The sequence below is a fragment of the Exiguobacterium sp. K1 genome, from assembly GCF_033721435.1.
Lineage (GTDB): Bacteria > Bacillota > Bacilli > Exiguobacteriales > Exiguobacteriaceae > Exiguobacterium_A > Exiguobacterium_A artemiae.
Genome location: NZ_JAOTIT010000002.1, coordinates 343,760 through 359,806 on the forward strand (window position 1 = coordinate 343,760; position 16,047 = coordinate 359,806).

18 protein-coding genes are annotated in these 16,047 nt (G+C 51.5%); 4 read left to right on the forward strand and 14 right to left on the reverse strand.

Annotated elements, in window-relative coordinates; all coding sequences use genetic code 11:
- Window positions 1-135: 135 nt before the first annotated feature.
- The 14 genes from wecB to prfA form a co-directional block, all read right to left on the reverse strand.
- The gene (gene wecB / locus N7U64_RS07015) at window positions 136-1,272 is read right to left on the reverse strand and encodes a non-hydrolyzing UDP-N-acetylglucosamine 2-epimerase (protein ID WP_318929019.1); all 1,137 of its coding nucleotides are present in this window, start codon (window positions 1,270-1,272) and stop codon (window positions 136-138) included.
- 128 nt (window positions 1,273-1,400) lie between these two features.
- The gene (gene upp / locus N7U64_RS07020; protein ID WP_012371551.1) at window positions 1,401-2,030 is read right to left on the reverse strand and encodes a uracil phosphoribosyltransferase; all 630 of its coding nucleotides are present in this window, start codon (window positions 2,028-2,030) and stop codon (window positions 1,401-1,403) included.
- An 82-nt stretch (window positions 2,031-2,112) separates the two neighbouring features.
- Window positions 2,113-3,084, reverse strand: coding sequence for a hypothetical protein (locus tag N7U64_RS07025; protein WP_318929021.1), 972 nt, complete (start codon window positions 3,082-3,084; stop codon window positions 2,113-2,115).
- A 107-nt stretch (window positions 3,085-3,191) separates the two neighbouring features.
- Window positions 3,192-3,836, reverse strand: coding sequence for an ABC transporter ATP-binding protein (locus tag N7U64_RS07030; RefSeq protein WP_318929023.1), 645 nt, complete (start codon window positions 3,834-3,836; stop codon window positions 3,192-3,194).
- Window positions 3,833-4,864 (reverse strand): ABC transporter permease, encoded by a 1,032-nt coding sequence (locus N7U64_RS07035; protein ID WP_318929024.1) that lies wholly within the window; start codon window positions 4,862-4,864, stop codon window positions 3,833-3,835. The genes N7U64_RS07030 and N7U64_RS07035 overlap by 4 nt, the downstream gene beginning before the upstream one ends.
- 76 nt (window positions 4,865-4,940) lie before the next feature.
- Window positions 4,941-6,305: a HAMP domain-containing sensor histidine kinase gene (locus tag N7U64_RS07040; protein WP_318929025.1), complete on the reverse strand. Its 1,365-nt coding sequence runs from the start codon at window positions 6,303-6,305 to the stop codon at window positions 4,941-4,943.
- Window positions 6,302-6,970: a response regulator transcription factor gene (locus N7U64_RS07045; protein ID WP_318929026.1), complete on the reverse strand. Its 669-nt coding sequence runs from the start codon at window positions 6,968-6,970 to the stop codon at window positions 6,302-6,304. The genes N7U64_RS07040 and N7U64_RS07045 overlap by 4 nt, the downstream gene beginning before the upstream one ends.
- A 101-nt stretch (window positions 6,971-7,071) precedes the next feature.
- Window positions 7,072-8,331 (reverse strand): serine hydroxymethyltransferase, encoded by a 1,260-nt coding sequence (gene glyA, locus N7U64_RS07050; protein ID WP_290828410.1) that lies wholly within the window; start codon window positions 8,329-8,331, stop codon window positions 7,072-7,074.
- A gap of 110 nt (window positions 8,332-8,441) precedes the next feature.
- Entirely contained in the window at window positions 8,442-8,981 is a 540-nt protein-coding gene (locus tag N7U64_RS07055) for a TIGR01440 family protein (RefSeq protein ID WP_012371558.1), read from the reverse strand.
- The gene (gene rpiB / locus N7U64_RS07060; RefSeq protein WP_012371559.1) at window positions 8,982-9,422 is read right to left on the reverse strand and encodes a ribose 5-phosphate isomerase B; all 441 of its coding nucleotides are present in this window, start codon (window positions 9,420-9,422) and stop codon (window positions 8,982-8,984) included. It lies immediately after the preceding gene.
- 5 nt (window positions 9,423-9,427) lie between these two features.
- Entirely contained in the window at window positions 9,428-9,943 is a 516-nt protein-coding gene (locus tag N7U64_RS07065) for a low molecular weight protein arginine phosphatase (protein ID WP_012371560.1), read from the reverse strand.
- 17 nt (window positions 9,944-9,960) lie between these two features.
- Window positions 9,961-10,959: an L-threonylcarbamoyladenylate synthase gene (locus N7U64_RS07070; RefSeq protein WP_318929028.1), complete on the reverse strand. Its 999-nt coding sequence runs from the start codon at window positions 10,957-10,959 to the stop codon at window positions 9,961-9,963.
- The gene (gene prmC, locus N7U64_RS07075) at window positions 10,956-11,804 is read right to left on the reverse strand and encodes a peptide chain release factor N(5)-glutamine methyltransferase (RefSeq protein WP_318929030.1); all 849 of its coding nucleotides are present in this window, start codon (window positions 11,802-11,804) and stop codon (window positions 10,956-10,958) included. Before prmC ends, N7U64_RS07070 begins: the two co-directional genes overlap by 4 nt.
- On the reverse strand, window positions 11,804-12,862 hold the full coding sequence (gene prfA, locus N7U64_RS07080) for a peptide chain release factor 1 (protein WP_214765406.1): 1,059 nt from the start codon (window positions 12,860-12,862) through the stop codon (window positions 11,804-11,806). Before prfA ends, prmC begins: the two co-directional genes overlap by 1 nt.
- A gap of 187 nt (window positions 12,863-13,049) precedes the next feature.
- Here prfA and N7U64_RS07085 point away from each other — a divergent pair, with 187 nt between their 5' ends.
- From N7U64_RS07085 to treR, 4 genes are read left to right on the forward strand one after another with little or no spacing between them, the layout of a single operon-like run.
- Window positions 13,050-13,418, forward strand: a complete 369-nt coding sequence (locus tag N7U64_RS07085) for a GntR family transcriptional regulator (RefSeq protein ID WP_318929034.1) — start codon at window positions 13,050-13,052, stop codon at window positions 13,416-13,418.
- Window positions 13,412-14,278 carry an ABC transporter ATP-binding protein gene (locus N7U64_RS07090; RefSeq protein ID WP_318929036.1) on the forward strand — a complete coding sequence of 289 codons (867 nt, stop codon included), beginning with the start codon at window positions 13,412-13,414 and terminating at the stop codon, window positions 14,276-14,278. The genes N7U64_RS07085 and N7U64_RS07090 overlap by 7 nt, the downstream gene beginning before the upstream one ends.
- Window positions 14,271-15,233 carry a hypothetical protein gene (locus N7U64_RS07095; protein ID WP_318929038.1) on the forward strand — a complete coding sequence of 321 codons (963 nt, stop codon included), beginning with the start codon at window positions 14,271-14,273 and terminating at the stop codon, window positions 15,231-15,233. The genes N7U64_RS07090 and N7U64_RS07095 overlap by 8 nt, the downstream gene beginning before the upstream one ends.
- 46 nt (window positions 15,234-15,279) lie before the next feature.
- Complete coding sequence (treR, locus tag N7U64_RS07100) at window positions 15,280-15,990, forward strand: trehalose operon repressor (RefSeq protein ID WP_413230429.1); 711 nt, start codon at window positions 15,280-15,282, stop codon at window positions 15,988-15,990.
- Window positions 15,991-16,047: the final 57 nt, after the last annotated feature.

Sequence of the window (16,047 nt, forward strand, 5' to 3'; positions counted from 1 at the left end):
GACGTTCACTCGGACTGTTGACACATCGTTCGTACGTCCATCTTTGGAACAGATGATCTTTTGGATTCCATAAAAGGACCGGTGCCTCCGTTTTTGACGGGGACATCGGTCCTTTGCTGTATGTCTAAACTTTCGTCAGTTTTCGACTTTAAACGGCTCAAACTCCGCATCCTGATTAAAATGTTCCAGAATCGCCGCCGCAATCCGTTCGGAAGCATGACCATCTCCGTAAGGATTTGAAGCCTGGGCCATCTTGTTATACGCTGCTTCGTCCTCGAGCAACTCACTCGCGAGACGATAGATTGTTTCTTCATCCGTTCCGGCCAGCTTCAGCGTTCCCGCTTTAACGCCTTCCGGACGTTCGGTCGTATCGCGTAAGACGAGAACCGGCACACCGAGTGACGGAGCTTCTTCCTGGACGCCGCCGGAATCCGTCAAGATAAGGTGCGCCCGGCTCGCAAAGTTATGGAAGTCAAAGACGTCGAGCGGCGGAATCAAGGTGATGCGGTCGTGTCCTCCGAACACGTCACTCGCCGCCTCCTGGACGACAGGATTCAAGTGAACCGGATACACGACATGAATGTCCGGATGGTCGTCGACAAGACGCCGGATCGCCCGGAACATCTGGTGCATCTTCGCACCTAAATTTTCCCGCCGGTGCGCCGTCATCAGGACAAGTCGCTTCGAACCGATCTTTTCGAGAACGGGATGCACATAATCTGTCTGGACCGTCGTTTGCAGGGCATCGATCGCCGTATTCCCGGTCACGAAAACGCCCGCGTGTCTGTTTTCCGACGCCAGATTCGCTGCCGCCTGCTCGGTCGGTGCAAAATGCAGATCGGCTAGCGTCGAGGTCAGTTGCCGGTTCACTTCTTCCGGGAACGGTGAGTACTTATTGTATGTACGGAGTCCGGCTTCGACATGTCCCACGGCGATTTGATTGTAGTAGGCAGCGAGACTGCCGACGAACGTCGTCGTCGTGTCGCCATGGACAAGGACGAGATCCGGTTTGACTTCCTTCATGACAGCATCGAGTCCCTCGAGACCGCGTGTCGTGATATCGACCAAGGTCTGCCGCGCTTTCATGATGTTCAAGTCGTGATCCGGTGTAATCTCGAACAGCTCCAATACTTGATCGAGCATCTCCCGGTGTTGGGCCGTAATCGTGACATGGACGTCAAACGCAGGATTGTTCTTTAAGACGTTGACGAGCGGTGCCATTTTGATGGCTTCCGGTCGCGTGCCGAAAATCGGCATGACTTTGATGGGCATACAGACTTCCTCCTTCTTGCTTCTGCTCCTATTAAAACATATTCCATGTCACGTGCGCAGTTCACACTTGTGGCAACTCGTACAAAAAAAGGCGCTCCCTTCACAGGAAGCGCCTTTCAGTCTGCTGGTTATTTCGTACCAAACAGACGGTCACCCGCATCCCCGAGTCCAGGAACGATGTAACCATGGTCATTCAATTTCTCATCAAGTGCCGCGAGATAAATGTCGACATCCGGATGTTCTTCCTGAATGCGTTTGACGCCTTCAGGTGCCGCACAGAGGCAAGCCAGCTTAATGCTTTGTGCACCCTGTTTTTTCAAAGAGGAGATTGCGTCAGCAGCAGAACCGCCGGTCGCAAGCATTGGATCGACGACGACGAAATCACGTTCTGCGACGTCTGTCGGTAATTTGAGATAGTATTCCGTCGGCTCAAGTGTTTCCGGATCACGGTAAAGACCGATATGTCCTACTTTGACGTTCGGCATCATGCGAAGCATGCCGTCCACCATCCCAAGACCTGCACGAAGAATCGGAACGATTCCCAGTTTCTTGCCCTCGATCATTTTTTGCGTCGTTTTCGTGACCGGTGTCTCGATTTCAACGTCAGTAAGTGGAAGGTCACGCGTGAGTTCATATGCCATCAATGAAGCCACTTCGTCGACAAGCTCCCGGAATTGTTTCGTTCCTGTTTCGACTTTACGCATGATCGTCATCTTGTGCTGAATCAATGGGTGATCAAATACATGTACTTTACTCATTGTTTTGCATCTCCTCTCCATTCTCTTTTCGCATTGTACTCCAAAAAGCGACTGCTTGGGAACTGTTTTCTTTGAATCAATCTCACAGCGTACTCTTCCCTTCCAGGATTGCCTTCGCAGCATATGACCATTCGTTGTCCGGTTGTTTCGCTAATTCCTGTAATGTAGTTTTGTAATTACCGACTTTATTTTTTTGTTCGTAAACAGCCTGCATCCATAAGACATCACTCATGTAACCGGATTCCGGGAAATCATTCCGGTACGCCAGGTAGTCACTTTGTTTCGTTTCCTTCAGCTTTCCGGCTGCAATCAATTTGTAGAAACGCGCCATACCGGCTGTCTCTTTATTCGTCAGGACATTTCCGGTCAACAATCGGTTCGCCGTTTCATACTCTTTGGACTGAACGGAAGAAACTGCCTCCTGAAGGGCTTGCTCAGGATCCTTCGTTGACTCCTTCCGCTCCTCTGTTTCCGTCTCTTTCGATTGGCCAGCTTTAGGCTTTTTGATTTCCGTTTTTTTGTCTTCAGATGCCGTCAGCTTCTCATTTTTTTGTTTCAGCTGTTCGACTTCTTTTTCTAAAGACGCAAGCTTTTGTTCAACGTTCGTTTGTTCGGAAGTTTTTTTAGGAGGTGCTTCCTCGGAAAAATCAACTTGCGTAATTCCGACTGCTAATAGGCCGGCTACGACTAGTCCACCTAACCACAACGGATTACTCCGAAGATTTTTTTTCCATGACTTCAGTTGCGAATGATTTTGTACAACAGAAGGATATGCCGAAAAACGTTTTCGGGCCAATCGTTTCCCACCGATTTTTCCTGCAATCGCCAATCGGTAACGGTAAATCTCCGCCGGTAACGGAAGAGGTTTCCACTGCATGAACCGTGCATCGGCCTGTTCATAAAAACCGGCTTGTTCCATGATGACAATGGCTTTAAAATCTTCAACCAATCGTTTATAGTCACGTTTTGATAAACTTTTATCTTCCAACCATTTCGTAATGTGTGTCGTATTAATCGTCTCTAGTTCAGACCGTATGAATTTAGATAAGTCCATCGTTTAAATCCACCCTTAAATTATTCGTATTCAGTTCAGTATATCAAAAATACTACTCCAACTTTTATTTTTTAGTACGAAAACAAAAGTCAGAGCAGTATCCTGTTTTAATTCATTTCTTGAATCTGTCCATCTTCCATCCGTAAGACACGGTCACAATACGTCAGCATCCGTTCGTCATGGGTGATGACGATGACCGTCTTGCCGTGCTCATGTGCCTGTCGTTGCAACAACTCCATCACCTGTCGGGCATTCGTATAGTCAAGACTCGCGGTTGGTTCGTCCGCTAAGACGAGACGCGGATCATTGACAAGGGCCCGGGCAATCGCGACCCGTTGCCGCTCCCCGCCGGATAAGGCTTGCGGAAGATGATCGGTCCGGTCACGTAAGCCAAACGTTTCAAGATGCATTGCCGCATCGATGGTCTGACCGGCTTCTTCCGCGACGAGCTCCAACTGTTCCGCCGCCGTTAAGAAAGGCACGAGATGAGATTCCTGAAAGATGAATCCGATCTCAAGTAACCGCATCCGTCGTCTTTGTTCGTCCGACGTGTCCTGCAGGAGCCGGTCATCAAACTGAATCCGCCCCCCGGACGGTGTCTGCAACAGACCAAGCAACTGGAGTAACGTACTTTTTCCGCTGCCGCTTGGTCCGACGAGTGCAATCAACTCTCCTTCTTTTGCTTCAAACGAAACGTGTTCCAGCACTTTCATTGCGCCATACGTTTGTTCGACCTCTGTCAGCTTAATCATCCCGTCATTCCTCCCATCGCATCCGCCGGTTCCAGTTTTTTCAAGGCACGTAACGGAATCAGTCCGCCGAGCAACGCCGTCACGATGATCAATCCGCCGTACAGCAGACTGGTCGTCCATTCAAAGCGGAACGGTAAATCGTCCGGCAAAAATTGGCCGATCGTCCATGTCGCCAGCAGACTGACTGAAAACGAGACGACTGTCAGCAAGAATACTTGCAGGACAAGTCCTTGTCCGATCGTCCGTGTCCGAATCCCGATCGCTTTTAAGATGCCGAGCTGTTTCATCTTTTGCATCGTCAGGATGTAGAAAAAGGCAGTCAGAATCAACGACCCGATGACGATCAGAGCAAGACGCATCATTTGGAATGAATTTTGTTCCGCCGCGTAACCCGGTACTTGTTCGACAATTTGTTGTTTCGTATACGTCGCAAGCGTTGTTTTAATCGGTTCTCCGCTGATGAATGCCGAGACATAACGCGAGTCCATCTTTTTTTGCCAGCCGTCCCATGTCGAAAGCGTCATCCAGACGACCGGCGCATGACTGTAGCGTCCATCATTCACCGTTCCGACGATTTCAAACGTCTGCTTCGTCCGGAAGTCCGTAAACGAATCACCGACTTTCGTCCCGTTCTGTTTCGCGTACTGTGTATCGACCAGGACTTGTCCGTCTTTTAACTCCGCCAGTTGATGAGGTCCGTACCGCGTATCACCCGGCGAAGCGAACACCGTGACATCTTCTTTCGTTCCATTCTGTTTTTCGAGCACCATGTTTTGTACACCTAATGCTTCCGTCGCCGCCGGTTGATCCGTCCGGTCTAAAAACGATCGCGTCAGCTGCCCTTCCGCATCTTTGCTTAAGGCAACCTGCTCGATCGGCAAGTTACGGACGACTGCTCCATTGTCATAGGCCAGTCCGTCCGCAAGTCCGGAAATCATCAAAATCAACAAGACGATCAATGTCGTCACGACTGCCATCAAGAAAAAGCGTTGTCGCATCCGAATCAATTCACGCCATCCCATTTTCATCTTTTATCCCTCCTGTTTGTTCGTTACAGGTTTGATTGTAGCGGGCGAAGATGAACGGAATATGAACGGCTCCGTCTTACTTAAAAAAAGTCAGGACCATCGTCGTCCCCGTACCGGGAATCGACTCGATCCGAATCTGTCCTTCCAACTGATCCATCGTCTCCTTGACGATTGCGAGTCCAAGACCTGTCCCGCTTGTCCCGCGTGAGGCATCCCCTTGATAAAAACGTTCGAATGCATGAGCAATGACGTGCTCCGTCATGCCAGGACCTTGATCCTTGATCCGAACGATGACGGAATCGGCTGCGGTGTCGACTTGAATCGTAATCAAATCACCTTCCGCCGAGACATGTAAGGCATTCCGAATCAGGTTTTGAAAAATCTGTTCCAGTGCCAACTCATCCGCCAGAATCACCGGATCGTCCGAGGCTTCCAGGGCGACGGCGACTCCGCGTTCATCCAACTGATAACTCAGTGTCTCAAGAGTCGTCTGAATCGACTGGACGAGCGGAATCGGCTGGCGTCGAAGCGGCCGTCCTTCGTCAAGCCGGGCCAAGGTCAGCAATTGACGCGTCAACTCGGCCATCCGTTTCGCTTCCTGTCCGATCGTCCGTAACTTCAGACGCTCTTCCGTTTCAGCAGACCGTTCGAGCTGCTCCGCGTATCCCCGGATCGTCGTCAGCGGTGACTGGAATTCATGTGAGACATTGGCAACAAATGCTTTTCGTTCCGCGTCCGATTTGGCGACGGCTTGCGCCATCTCGTCGAACCGGCGTGACAGTTCCCCGATTTCGTCCTGTCCGGTTGTCGCGACCGAGATTGAATAATCGCCTGCCGTCATCCGTTCCGTCGCCGTCGTCAAACGTTTAATCGGACGGACGAGATAACGGATCGAAAAGACGAGCAGCAGGAAACTCAGCAGGACGAGTAACGCCAGGAATGCTCCGACGAACAGGTGCAGCTCACGAATCTGCCGGCTTAAGTCCGGACGAATGAAGACGGCATCCGTTCCGGTGTCGGTTTGCAGAGACGTCCCATACGTATTGATGACTTCGTTATCGAACAACCCGAGCAGGAACAGATGAAACGGATAGTCCCGCATGCCCTGATAGACCTTCCCGTCCTGCACGGCTTGAATGACTTCGGGTGCGAGGGTTTCATCCCGAAACGTATTCCCGAACCGTTTGACTTGTCCAGATTCCGAAACGACATAAAGCTGAAAACCGGTCGCACTGAGCATCTCGTAAAATGAATCGACCCGCCGGTCCCCGTGCCGTTCGTAATACGCAAAAGACGTCTCGACCGCCTCTTCGACCTTTTGACTGTAGGACGCTTGCCAGACCGTGTAATACAGGACGTTACTGATCAACAGGGCGATCAATGCGGACACAAGCAGGACCAGGCAGACAAGACCGACGATTTTGACATATAACGACTTCATGATTTTACCTCCAACCGGTATCCGAGACCACGGACGGTCTCGATCGTGATTGCTTCCGTCTGGTGTAACCGGGTTCGCAACCGTTTAATATGGACGTCGACCGTACGATCGTCACCCATGAAGTCGCGTCCCCAGACGTGTTCAATCAGTTCTTCGCGGCTGAAGACCCGTCCCGGGAAACTCGCCAGTTGATGTAACAATTCAAATTCACGGCGGGGAATCGTCAACCGTGTCGTTCCAATCGTCAGCTGCTGGCTCCGTTTATCAATCGTGACGTCACCGAACTGCATCGCCGGTACAGCGGCTTTTTGATACCGCCGGGCGACCGCGTGCAGCCGGAAAACCAATTCTTCCGGATCAAACGGTTTTGTGATGTAATCGTCGGCTCCCGCTGAAAAACCGTCACGCTTATCGGTCAGTTCCCCGAGTGCCGTCAGCATCAGAATCGGAATTTCCTGATTCGCCCGCAACAAGGCGCATAACTCAAAACCGCTTCGTCCCGGCACCATCACATCAAGAACGGCTGCCTCAAACAGTTGTCGGTCGATCCAAGCGGCCGCTTCGTTCCCGTCGGCGGTCGCTGTCACCCGGTGCCCGTCCGCCTCGAGTGTCTCGCGGATCAGTCGCTGAATATGCAAATCATCTTCGACGACTAAAATCTTCATTTCCTCTCACATCCTTTTTGTTCTGCCTACAGATCATCAAAAAACCACCCCACACTTCTCATCAATCGAAAAGGTCGAGGTGGTGCTCTTACGGGTAACTCTTAACCGCGTTCCGGGTAAAGCGGGAAACGGCCTGTCAAAGCCAAGACTTGCTTATGGGCACTTGTCAGTGTTTCTTGATCTTCCGGATTCTTCAGAACGAGTTCGATCAGTTCTGCGATTTGTTTCATCTCGGCTTCTTTGAAACCACGTGATGTCATCGCTGCTGTTCCGATCCGGATTCCGCTCGTGACGAACGGGCTTGCCGGGTCAAATGGAATCGTGTTTTTGTTGACCGTGATACCGGCTTCGTCCAGCGCATGCTCTGCCAGTTTCCCTGTGATGCCGAGCGGCTGCAGGTCGACGAGCAACAAGTGGTTGTCGGTACCGCCGGAGACAATCCGCAGTCCGCGTGCCGTCAATTCTTCACCGAGGACTTTCGCATTCGCTACGACTTGCTCGATGTAATCTTTGAATTCAGGTGCTAATGCTTCCGCAAAGGCAACGGCTTTCGCTGCGATGACGTGCATAAGCGGTCCGCCTTGAATACCCGGGAAAATCGATTTATCGATCGCTTTGGCATGCTCTTCCTTACAAAGAATCATTCCACCGCGCGGTCCGCGAAGCGTCTTGTGCGTCGTCGTTGTGACGAAGTGGGCATGTTCGACCGGGTTCGGGTGCAGACCTGCTGCAACGAGTCCCGCGATGTGGGCCATGTCGACCATCAAGTAGGCACCGACACTGTCCGCGATTTCACGGAATCGTTTGAAGTCAATCACGCGCGGATAAGCCGATGCTCCCGCAACGATCAGTTTTGGTTTGTGTTCTTCCGCAAGCTTCGCGACGACATCATAATCGATCATCTCTGTTTCTGGATCGACGCCGTACTCGACGAAGTTGTATTGAACACCGGAGAAATTCACAGGACTGCCGTGTGTCAAGTGACCACCATGGGAGAGGTTCATCCCGAGGACCGTGTCGCCTTGATTGAGAATCGTGAAGTAGACTGCCATGTTGGCCTGGGCACCTGAGTGTGGCTGAACATTGACGTGTTCTGCTCCAAAGATGGCCTTCGCACGGTCACGTGCCAAGTTTTCTGCTAAATCGACGAACTCACAACCGCCGTAATAACGACGACCCGGGTAACCTTCTGCGTATTTGTTCGTCAGCACGCTGCCTTGAGCTTCCATGACCGCTTGTGAGACAAAGTTTTCTGACGCAATCAACTCGATGTTATCGCGTTGACGTCCTAGTTCCTTGCGCATAGCCGAAAAGAGTTCCTCATCTTGCTGTTTCAGATACGTTAGTGGTGTTTGTTCCATCTGAATTCCCCCATTCATTTCGATAAACCTATCTTAACACGAATAATCTCTTGCGGGCACCCTCTAAAAATCCATTAAAAAAGCAAGGGGAGTGCAACCCCTTGCGCAAATCATTCGTATTTAGCGCGTGCGCCACCAATCAGTTTCGGTCGCGTCACGGCAGCCGTCACATGTGCCTCACCGATTTCGCGGTGCGGCAGACGGACGGGAATCGCAACATGTTTCAAGTGCATCCCGATGAACGTATCGCCGATATCGATGCCGGCATCGGCCTGGATCGCTTCGACGACGACCGGTGCCGAAAAACGCTGATACGCGACGCTCGCCATCGAACCGCCGGCTTCCGGAACCGGGACAACCGTCACGGCTTCGAGACCGAGCCGTTCGACGATCTGCCGCTCCAAAGTCAAAGCACGGTTGATGTGCTCACAGCCTTGAAACGCCAGATCGACCTGATGCGAACGGCGGAACGTATCAAAGACATCGAACAACGCTTCTGCGACTTCGGGTGAACCCGCTTTCCCGATTTGTTTCCCGATGACTTCACTTGTCGAACAGCCGATGACAAGCAACTTTCCTTTTAACGGGAAACGTTCATTCAATTCCGTCAACGAGGCTTCGAGATCCTGTTTGATTTGTTCCAAATCCATTTACTTCACCTCATAATCTGAGATTTTGCAGACACGGTTTTCGTGACGTCCGCCTTCGAATTCCGTCTCGAGCCAGATTTTCGCGATGTCACGCGCAAGGCCCGGTCCGATGACACGTTCGCCCATCGTCAGGATGTTCGAGTTGTTATGCTGACGTGTCGCTTTTGCGCTAAACGTATCATGGACGAGCGCCGCGCGGATGCCTTTGACTTTGTTCGCCGCGATTCCGATTCCGATGCCGGTCCCGCAAATTAAAATCCCGCGGTCGAATTCACCGTTCGCAACTGCTTCCGCGACCGGAATCGCGACGTCCGGATAATCGATTGATTCGGATGAATACGTGCCGAAGTCCGTATAATCAATTCCGAGCTCCTGTAAGAGTTCATTCAGTTCTGCTTTTAACTTAAAACCACCATGGTCTGCTCCAATTGCTACTTTCATCGTGACTATTCCCCCGTTTGTTTAGGTTGTTTTTTCGGAAGTTTCCGGTTGTCCGGTGCTTTTCTTCCGTTTCCGTTCTGCGTCAATTTTAACACAAGACGGTTGACGAGGGGTTCGAGTTCATTCCGGACCTGGCGATAGACGTTCATCGATCCGCCGTACGGATCGTTGATATCCCGTTCCAGACCGGTCACATACTCGTACAGCGTAAACGTCCGGTCTTTCAGTTCCGGGTACCGTTCGCCGACTTCCTGTTTATGACTGCGTGTCATCGTCAGGATGATATCCGACCAACGCCCGAGGACGTCGTCAAAGACCTGCGTATAGTGCTCGAGTTCGATTCCGCGCTCCCGTAAGACCTGTAATGCGTTTTCGGAAGCATCAAACCCTTGCATCGAACGCAGACCGGCGGAGCGGACATCGAATTCCTGGTCGGCCACTTTTGAGCGTAATAATGCCATCGCCATCGGGCTGCGGCATGTGTTTCCTGTACAGATAAACAATACACGACGTGTGCTCATCTCAGTATCCTCCTTCTTTACGGGCGAATGATCCGACCACCTGCTGCCTTGTGGAGCCGATTCCGGACTGCTAGCCCAACCCCTTCTTCTGATAGGTCCCGTACAAAAATCTGATCTACTGTCGTCTGATCAAATCGCCGTAAACAATCGTAAAGACGTTGCGCAGCTGTCTCCATCGTCGTTCCGAGGAAACAACGGACATCGGCTTCGATGTCTTCTCCGTCAAAGAGAATGACGCCTGTCTTTTGTCCATTTTGGCGTGCTTCATCGATGAGTTGCTGCAGGAATGAGAGGTCGCCCGCAACAACGGATAAAGTGGCTTCCGGTGCATAGTGCGTGTACTTCATCCCTGGTGCCTTCGGTGTCTGATCCTTCATCGATAAGGCAGGATCAAGTGCCGTGTCCCCGATGACCGATTCGATCTGTTCCCGCGTCACGCCGCCCGGTCGTAAAATCACCGGTGGATTCGTGGTACAGTCGATGACCGTCGATTCCACACCAATTCCGGTCTCCCCACCATCGACGATTGCGGCGATGCGGCCCGAGAGGTCATGTGCGACGTGCGCAGATGACGTCGGTGAGGGTTTTCCGGAACGGTTGGCACTTGGTGCTGCCAGACCCAGTCCGGTTGCTTCAATCAACTGAAGCGCCAGCGGATGGTCCGGCATCCGTAATCCGATCGTATCCAGTCCTGCGGTGACGAGTGAGGATGCGCGCCCGTTTGATTCTAAAATGATCGTCAAGGCACCCGGCCAAAACGTATCCATCAATTGCGCCGCGACATCCGGAATATGAGTGACGAACTGCTTTGCCTGTTCGACGGATGCGACATGGACAATCAACGGATTGTCGGAAGGTCGACCCTTCGCGGCGAAAATTCGCCGAACGGCCGTTTCGCTCGTCGCATCTCCCGCAAGACCATAGACGGTCTCCGTCGGAATCGCGACGACCTCACCTTCCTGTAATAGTCGTACCGCTTCATTTAATGTCTTTTGCTGAATCATTTCCGTCTTCACTCTGGACAATCCTTTCGTTCCGCATACACGATACGGTCTTTACCGTTTATATCTTTTAAAATACCCGTTTCTACAGTTGGATAACGTTTTTTTAACATCATTTGCACTTCTTGCCCCTGATTGTGTCCGATTTCGAACGCAATCAAACGAAAATCATCGCGTAAGACACGCGCGCTGTCTTCTATCAGGCGGCGGTAGAACACAAGTCCGTCTTTTCCGCCAAATAAAGCAAGATGCGGTTCATGATCAAACACGACGTCACTGAGCAATTCATCTTCTTCAATATAAGGGGGATTTGAGACTAACACTCGGACCGAATGGTCAGCAAGCGGTGCCAGTAAATCACCTTCCAAAAAGGTGACCTCTCCTCCAAGCGTCTGTTGATTTTCTTTGGCCACCGCAATGGCTTCCGGTGAAATATCGACCGTCGTGACCGGTTGTCCGAGTTCAAGCGCAAGCGTCAGACAAATCGCTCCGCTGCCGGTACCGATATCGACGATTTCCCCCGGTTGGAACGTTTCGCCCTGCAGGCGTCCCGTCATGAATTCAATCAATTCCTCCGTCTCCGGGCGCGGAATGAGAACGGCCGGCGACACACGGAAATCCCGTCCGTAAAACGGCTGGTAGCCGATCAAATGCTGGACCGGGACACCATTTAAATGCGCCAATAAATATTCGCTGAACAACAGGTCCTGTTCCGGCTCGAGTTCGTCCGACAAGCGGATCAACAATCCGGTCCGGTCGACCTGTAAAACATGCATAAGTAACCATTCGGCACTCGAGGCCTCGCGTCCTGCCGTCACGAGCATCGTTTGTGCCTGATTGAGACGTTTTGCGATCCGCATCAGTTCGCCGCCTCCGATGCCCGGGCCTGGTACTCCATCACGAGGGTATCGATGACTTCATCCATCTCGCCTTGGAGAATCCGGTCGAGTTTTTGAATCGTCAGACCGATCCGGTGGTCGGTGACACGGTTTTGGGCGAAGTTATACGTCCGGATCCGCTCCGACCGGTCACCCGTGCCGACCGCCGATTTCCGTTTTTCATCGTACTCGGCCTGCTGCTCGCGTTGAATCTTGTCGTAAACACGGGCCCGTAATACCTTCATCGCTTTTTCTTTATTTTTGATTTGTGACTTCTCATCCTGACAGCTGGCGACGATGCCGGTCGGGACGTGCGTCACGCGAACCGCCGACTGGGTCGTATTGACCGATTGCCCGCCCGGTCCGCTCGACGTGAATGTATCGACACGGACATCCTTGTCATGAATCTCGACCTCGACATCTTCCGCTTCCGGCAAGACGGCGACGGTCGCCGTTGACGTATGAATCCGTCCGCCTGACTCCGTTGACGGAACACGCTGGACGCGGTGGGCGCCATTCTCGTATTTCAGTTTCGAGTAGGCTCCCGTTCCTTTGACGATGAAGATGATTTCCTTGTAGCCGCCGAGCTCCGTATAACTGGCATCGATGATCTCGATTTTCCAGTTCTGTTTTTCGGCAAACTTCGAGTACATCTTAAAGAGGTCACCGGCAAATAACGCCGCTTCGTCGCCGCCTGCCGCGCCGCGGATTTCGACGATGACGTTTTTGTCGTCGTTCGGATCTTTCGGCAGGAGCAGTGCTTTCAGCTTCGTCTCGAGTTCCTTGATCTCCGGTTCCAGCACGGCGACTTCTTCTTTGGCAAGATCGCGCATCTCCGGGTCGGTCAGCATCTGACGCGCTTCCTGATACGCCTCCATCTTGTCGCGGTAGACACGGTACACTTCGACAGTCGGTGCCAGTTGCGACTGCTCCTTCGACACCTCACGCAATTGATTCGTATCTTTAATGATGGCTGGATCCGCCAGCAGGTCATTTAATTTTTCGTAGCGGTCCTCTAACGCACTTAATCGCTCTAACATTTTCGGTCATCCTTCCTGATGATTCTTCTGTCGTCAGTATAGCAAATATTTAAAGATACGTTACGCTGAAGAAACATTTCTTCCTTTTAGAAGTGTTCCTTCTTAATTCCTCACCTATTGACGGACTGGATAGAATTCCCTATAATTAGTGTACTAATTGAATTAATACACTTAAGGAGGTCATCGAATGTTTACGGTTGACCCTAAAAGTTCGTTGCCGATTTATGAGCAGCTGGTCGCCCAAATCATCCGTGCGATTGCCCGTGGATTGCTTCGGTCCGGCGAACAGATGCCGTCCGTCCGCGAACTGGCGAGCACGTTACTCGTCAATCCGAATACCGTTTCCCGTGCCTATCAGGAACTCGAAAGTCAGAACTTCATCGTCACGATGCGCGGCAAAGGGTCGTTCATTTCCGACCTGCCGATTGAACGGGTCAAACAGGCCGCGATTCAGCCGCATGTGCAGACACTGTGCGCTGTAGCCGATGAATTATCGATATCCAGTGCCGATCTGTATCAACTACTTATTCAAACAAGGGAGGATTCATCATGTTGACCGTGTCTCACCTGACCAAACAGATTGATTCCAAAATGATTTACGAAAATGCCTCGTTCACGTTACCGGCCGGAACAATCACGGCACTGATCGGACGAAACGGTGCCGGGAAGACGACATTAATGAAGACACTCGTCGGAGCACTGGAGCCGTCGCGCGGAAAAGTCGAATGGAACCAACAGTCGATCCATCACGTTCCGGCAGCACGGCAGCATCTGTTTTTAGTCCCGGATTCGCTCGGGGTCTACCGTCAGATGACACTCGGAGAACTGATCGGCTTTTATAATGCCTTTTATCCGAATTTTGAACGGACCTTCATCGAAAACTACTGCCGGTCCTTGAACCTCGATCGCGGACGGCGTGTCACTTCGCTCTCTAAAGGTCAGGCCCAACTGTTTTTACTGCAGCTGGCGTTTGCGACGAATGCACCGGTCCTGTTACTTGACGAACCGACGGACGGACTGGACCGGATCAATAAACGGAATTACTTAAAACAGCTCGTGACCCTGCTTGCCGAACGTCAAACCGCCGTCCTGATCGCGTCACATCAGTTGGAGGAACTCGATTCACTGGCCGACCGGATCATGACGATCGAACAACATCTCGTCAAAGAACCGCAAACACTCGAAGATGCGAAATCGAGTATGCAGAAATGGCAGCTCGCCTATGAGACCGTTCCGGAATTCCAACACCACGACGTCCACGTCCTGTCCCAAACCGGACGGGTCGTCACGCTGATCGTCCGTTCGGAGACCGGCGCTGCTTACGTCGACAAGACGAATCCGTTATTGAAAGATGCCTTACCTATCCAACTCGAAGATTACTTTTTAGGAACGTTCGGAGGCGATCAACATGTATAAACAACTGATCCGTTATCACATCAAACAGGGCATCTGGCCGCTCGCCTCGTTGTTCCTGCTCGCCGTTTTCAGTTACGGCTTCGGCAGTTATACGGTCATCGATAACTTCGGTACATACGGCGGAGCAGAGTCCGAAATCATCCAATCCGTTCTCGTCAGTCCGAGTTTTGCCGGGTTCGGCGCGATTTTAATCGCTGTTTTCGCAATCCTGCTCCTCGGTAAAGAACGTGGAAGTGGTCGGAGTTTAATGCTTCATGCACTGCCGGTCAATAAAAAAACGCTCTACTGGATCAAGTGGAGTCTTGGTGTCGCCGTCCTGCTGATTCTGCCGATCATCGGTTTCTTCTTCAGCTGGCTGATTTTACAAGGAATCGGCGGAATCAATCCTTTTGACTATGTCAAATTGTCCGACCTGGCACTCGACTTCGTGTCCTATTTCCTGTTCGACCTCGTCGTCTTCAGCATCTTTTTGCTCGCGGGAACGATTGCCGGTGATATCATCGGGCAGTTGCTGCTCGGTCTGTTCTTCCTGTTTTTAAACTACCTGACCTTTTTTGCGGTCGTTGCCATCACGACGCTCGGATTCGGTCTCGCAGAAGAGGGAAATTCGTCGTTTGATTTCCTGACAACGACGGCTTCCCCGTTCACCTTGTTGTTCCAGGACGAACAGTTGATCAGCGCTTTGATATTCAACCTGGTCTTACTGGTCATCTTAATCAGTTGCGGCAGTCTACTTTATGTCAAAAGCGAAAACGAACGTCTTGGTCGTTTCACGGTTTTCCCGAAGATTCATCCGTTGTTGATCATCATCTTTTCTGTCTATACGACCATTTTACTGGCTGCCATCATCGGCATCATCTCGTCTGAAAATCAATTTCTCTACTGGCTTGCCGTCGCGATTCTCGCCTGGCCCGCTTTCAGTTCCTATCGCCGGATGATTGGGTGGAAACGTTAATTCCGTGCTACACTATCCCCAACACTTGTAAAAAAGGACGGAATCGATCATGCCCAAATATCTTCAGATTTATCAACAATTGGTCGACCGGATCCAGGATGGAACGTTACCGGCCGAAACAAAACTCCCTTCCGAAACGGAACTGATGCAGGAATTTGGTGCCAGTCGCGGAACGGTCCGAAAAGCAATTGATGCCTTGCAGGACAAAGGCTTCGTCCGTAAACACCAGGGTAAAGGCGTCTTCGTGCTCAGCCAGGACGCGATTGCCTTTCAATTCAACGGCATCGTCAGCTTTTCGGAAGCCAACCGGCAAATGACTGGACACGACGTCACGACGGATGTCATCTCCTGTGACCTGATTGAAGCAACCGAGGAACTGGCACATTTGTTTCATGTCGTTCCCGGCACATCACTAACGCAGGTCAAACGGGTCCGGACGATTGACGGGGAACGGGTCATCTTTGATATCAATCTGTTCGTGACGTCTCTCGTCCCCGGTCTGACGAAAGAAATTGCCGGCGCGTCGATCTATGCGTACATCGAACAGACACTCGGACGGCAGATCAGTTATGCGAAACGAAAAATCGAAGCCCAACCGGCGACGGTAGAAGATCAACAGTATCTTGACCTCGAAGGCACCTCCCACGTCATTGTCATTACGAATGACACGTATTTTTATGAGGGACAGCATTTCGAACGGACGCAGTCGCGTCACCGGCTGGATAAGTTTCAATTCACGGATATCGCACGCCGTTAAGCAAAAAGCAATATGCTTTTGAACAGAACCATGGGAGAACGGATTTAAATTCCGTTC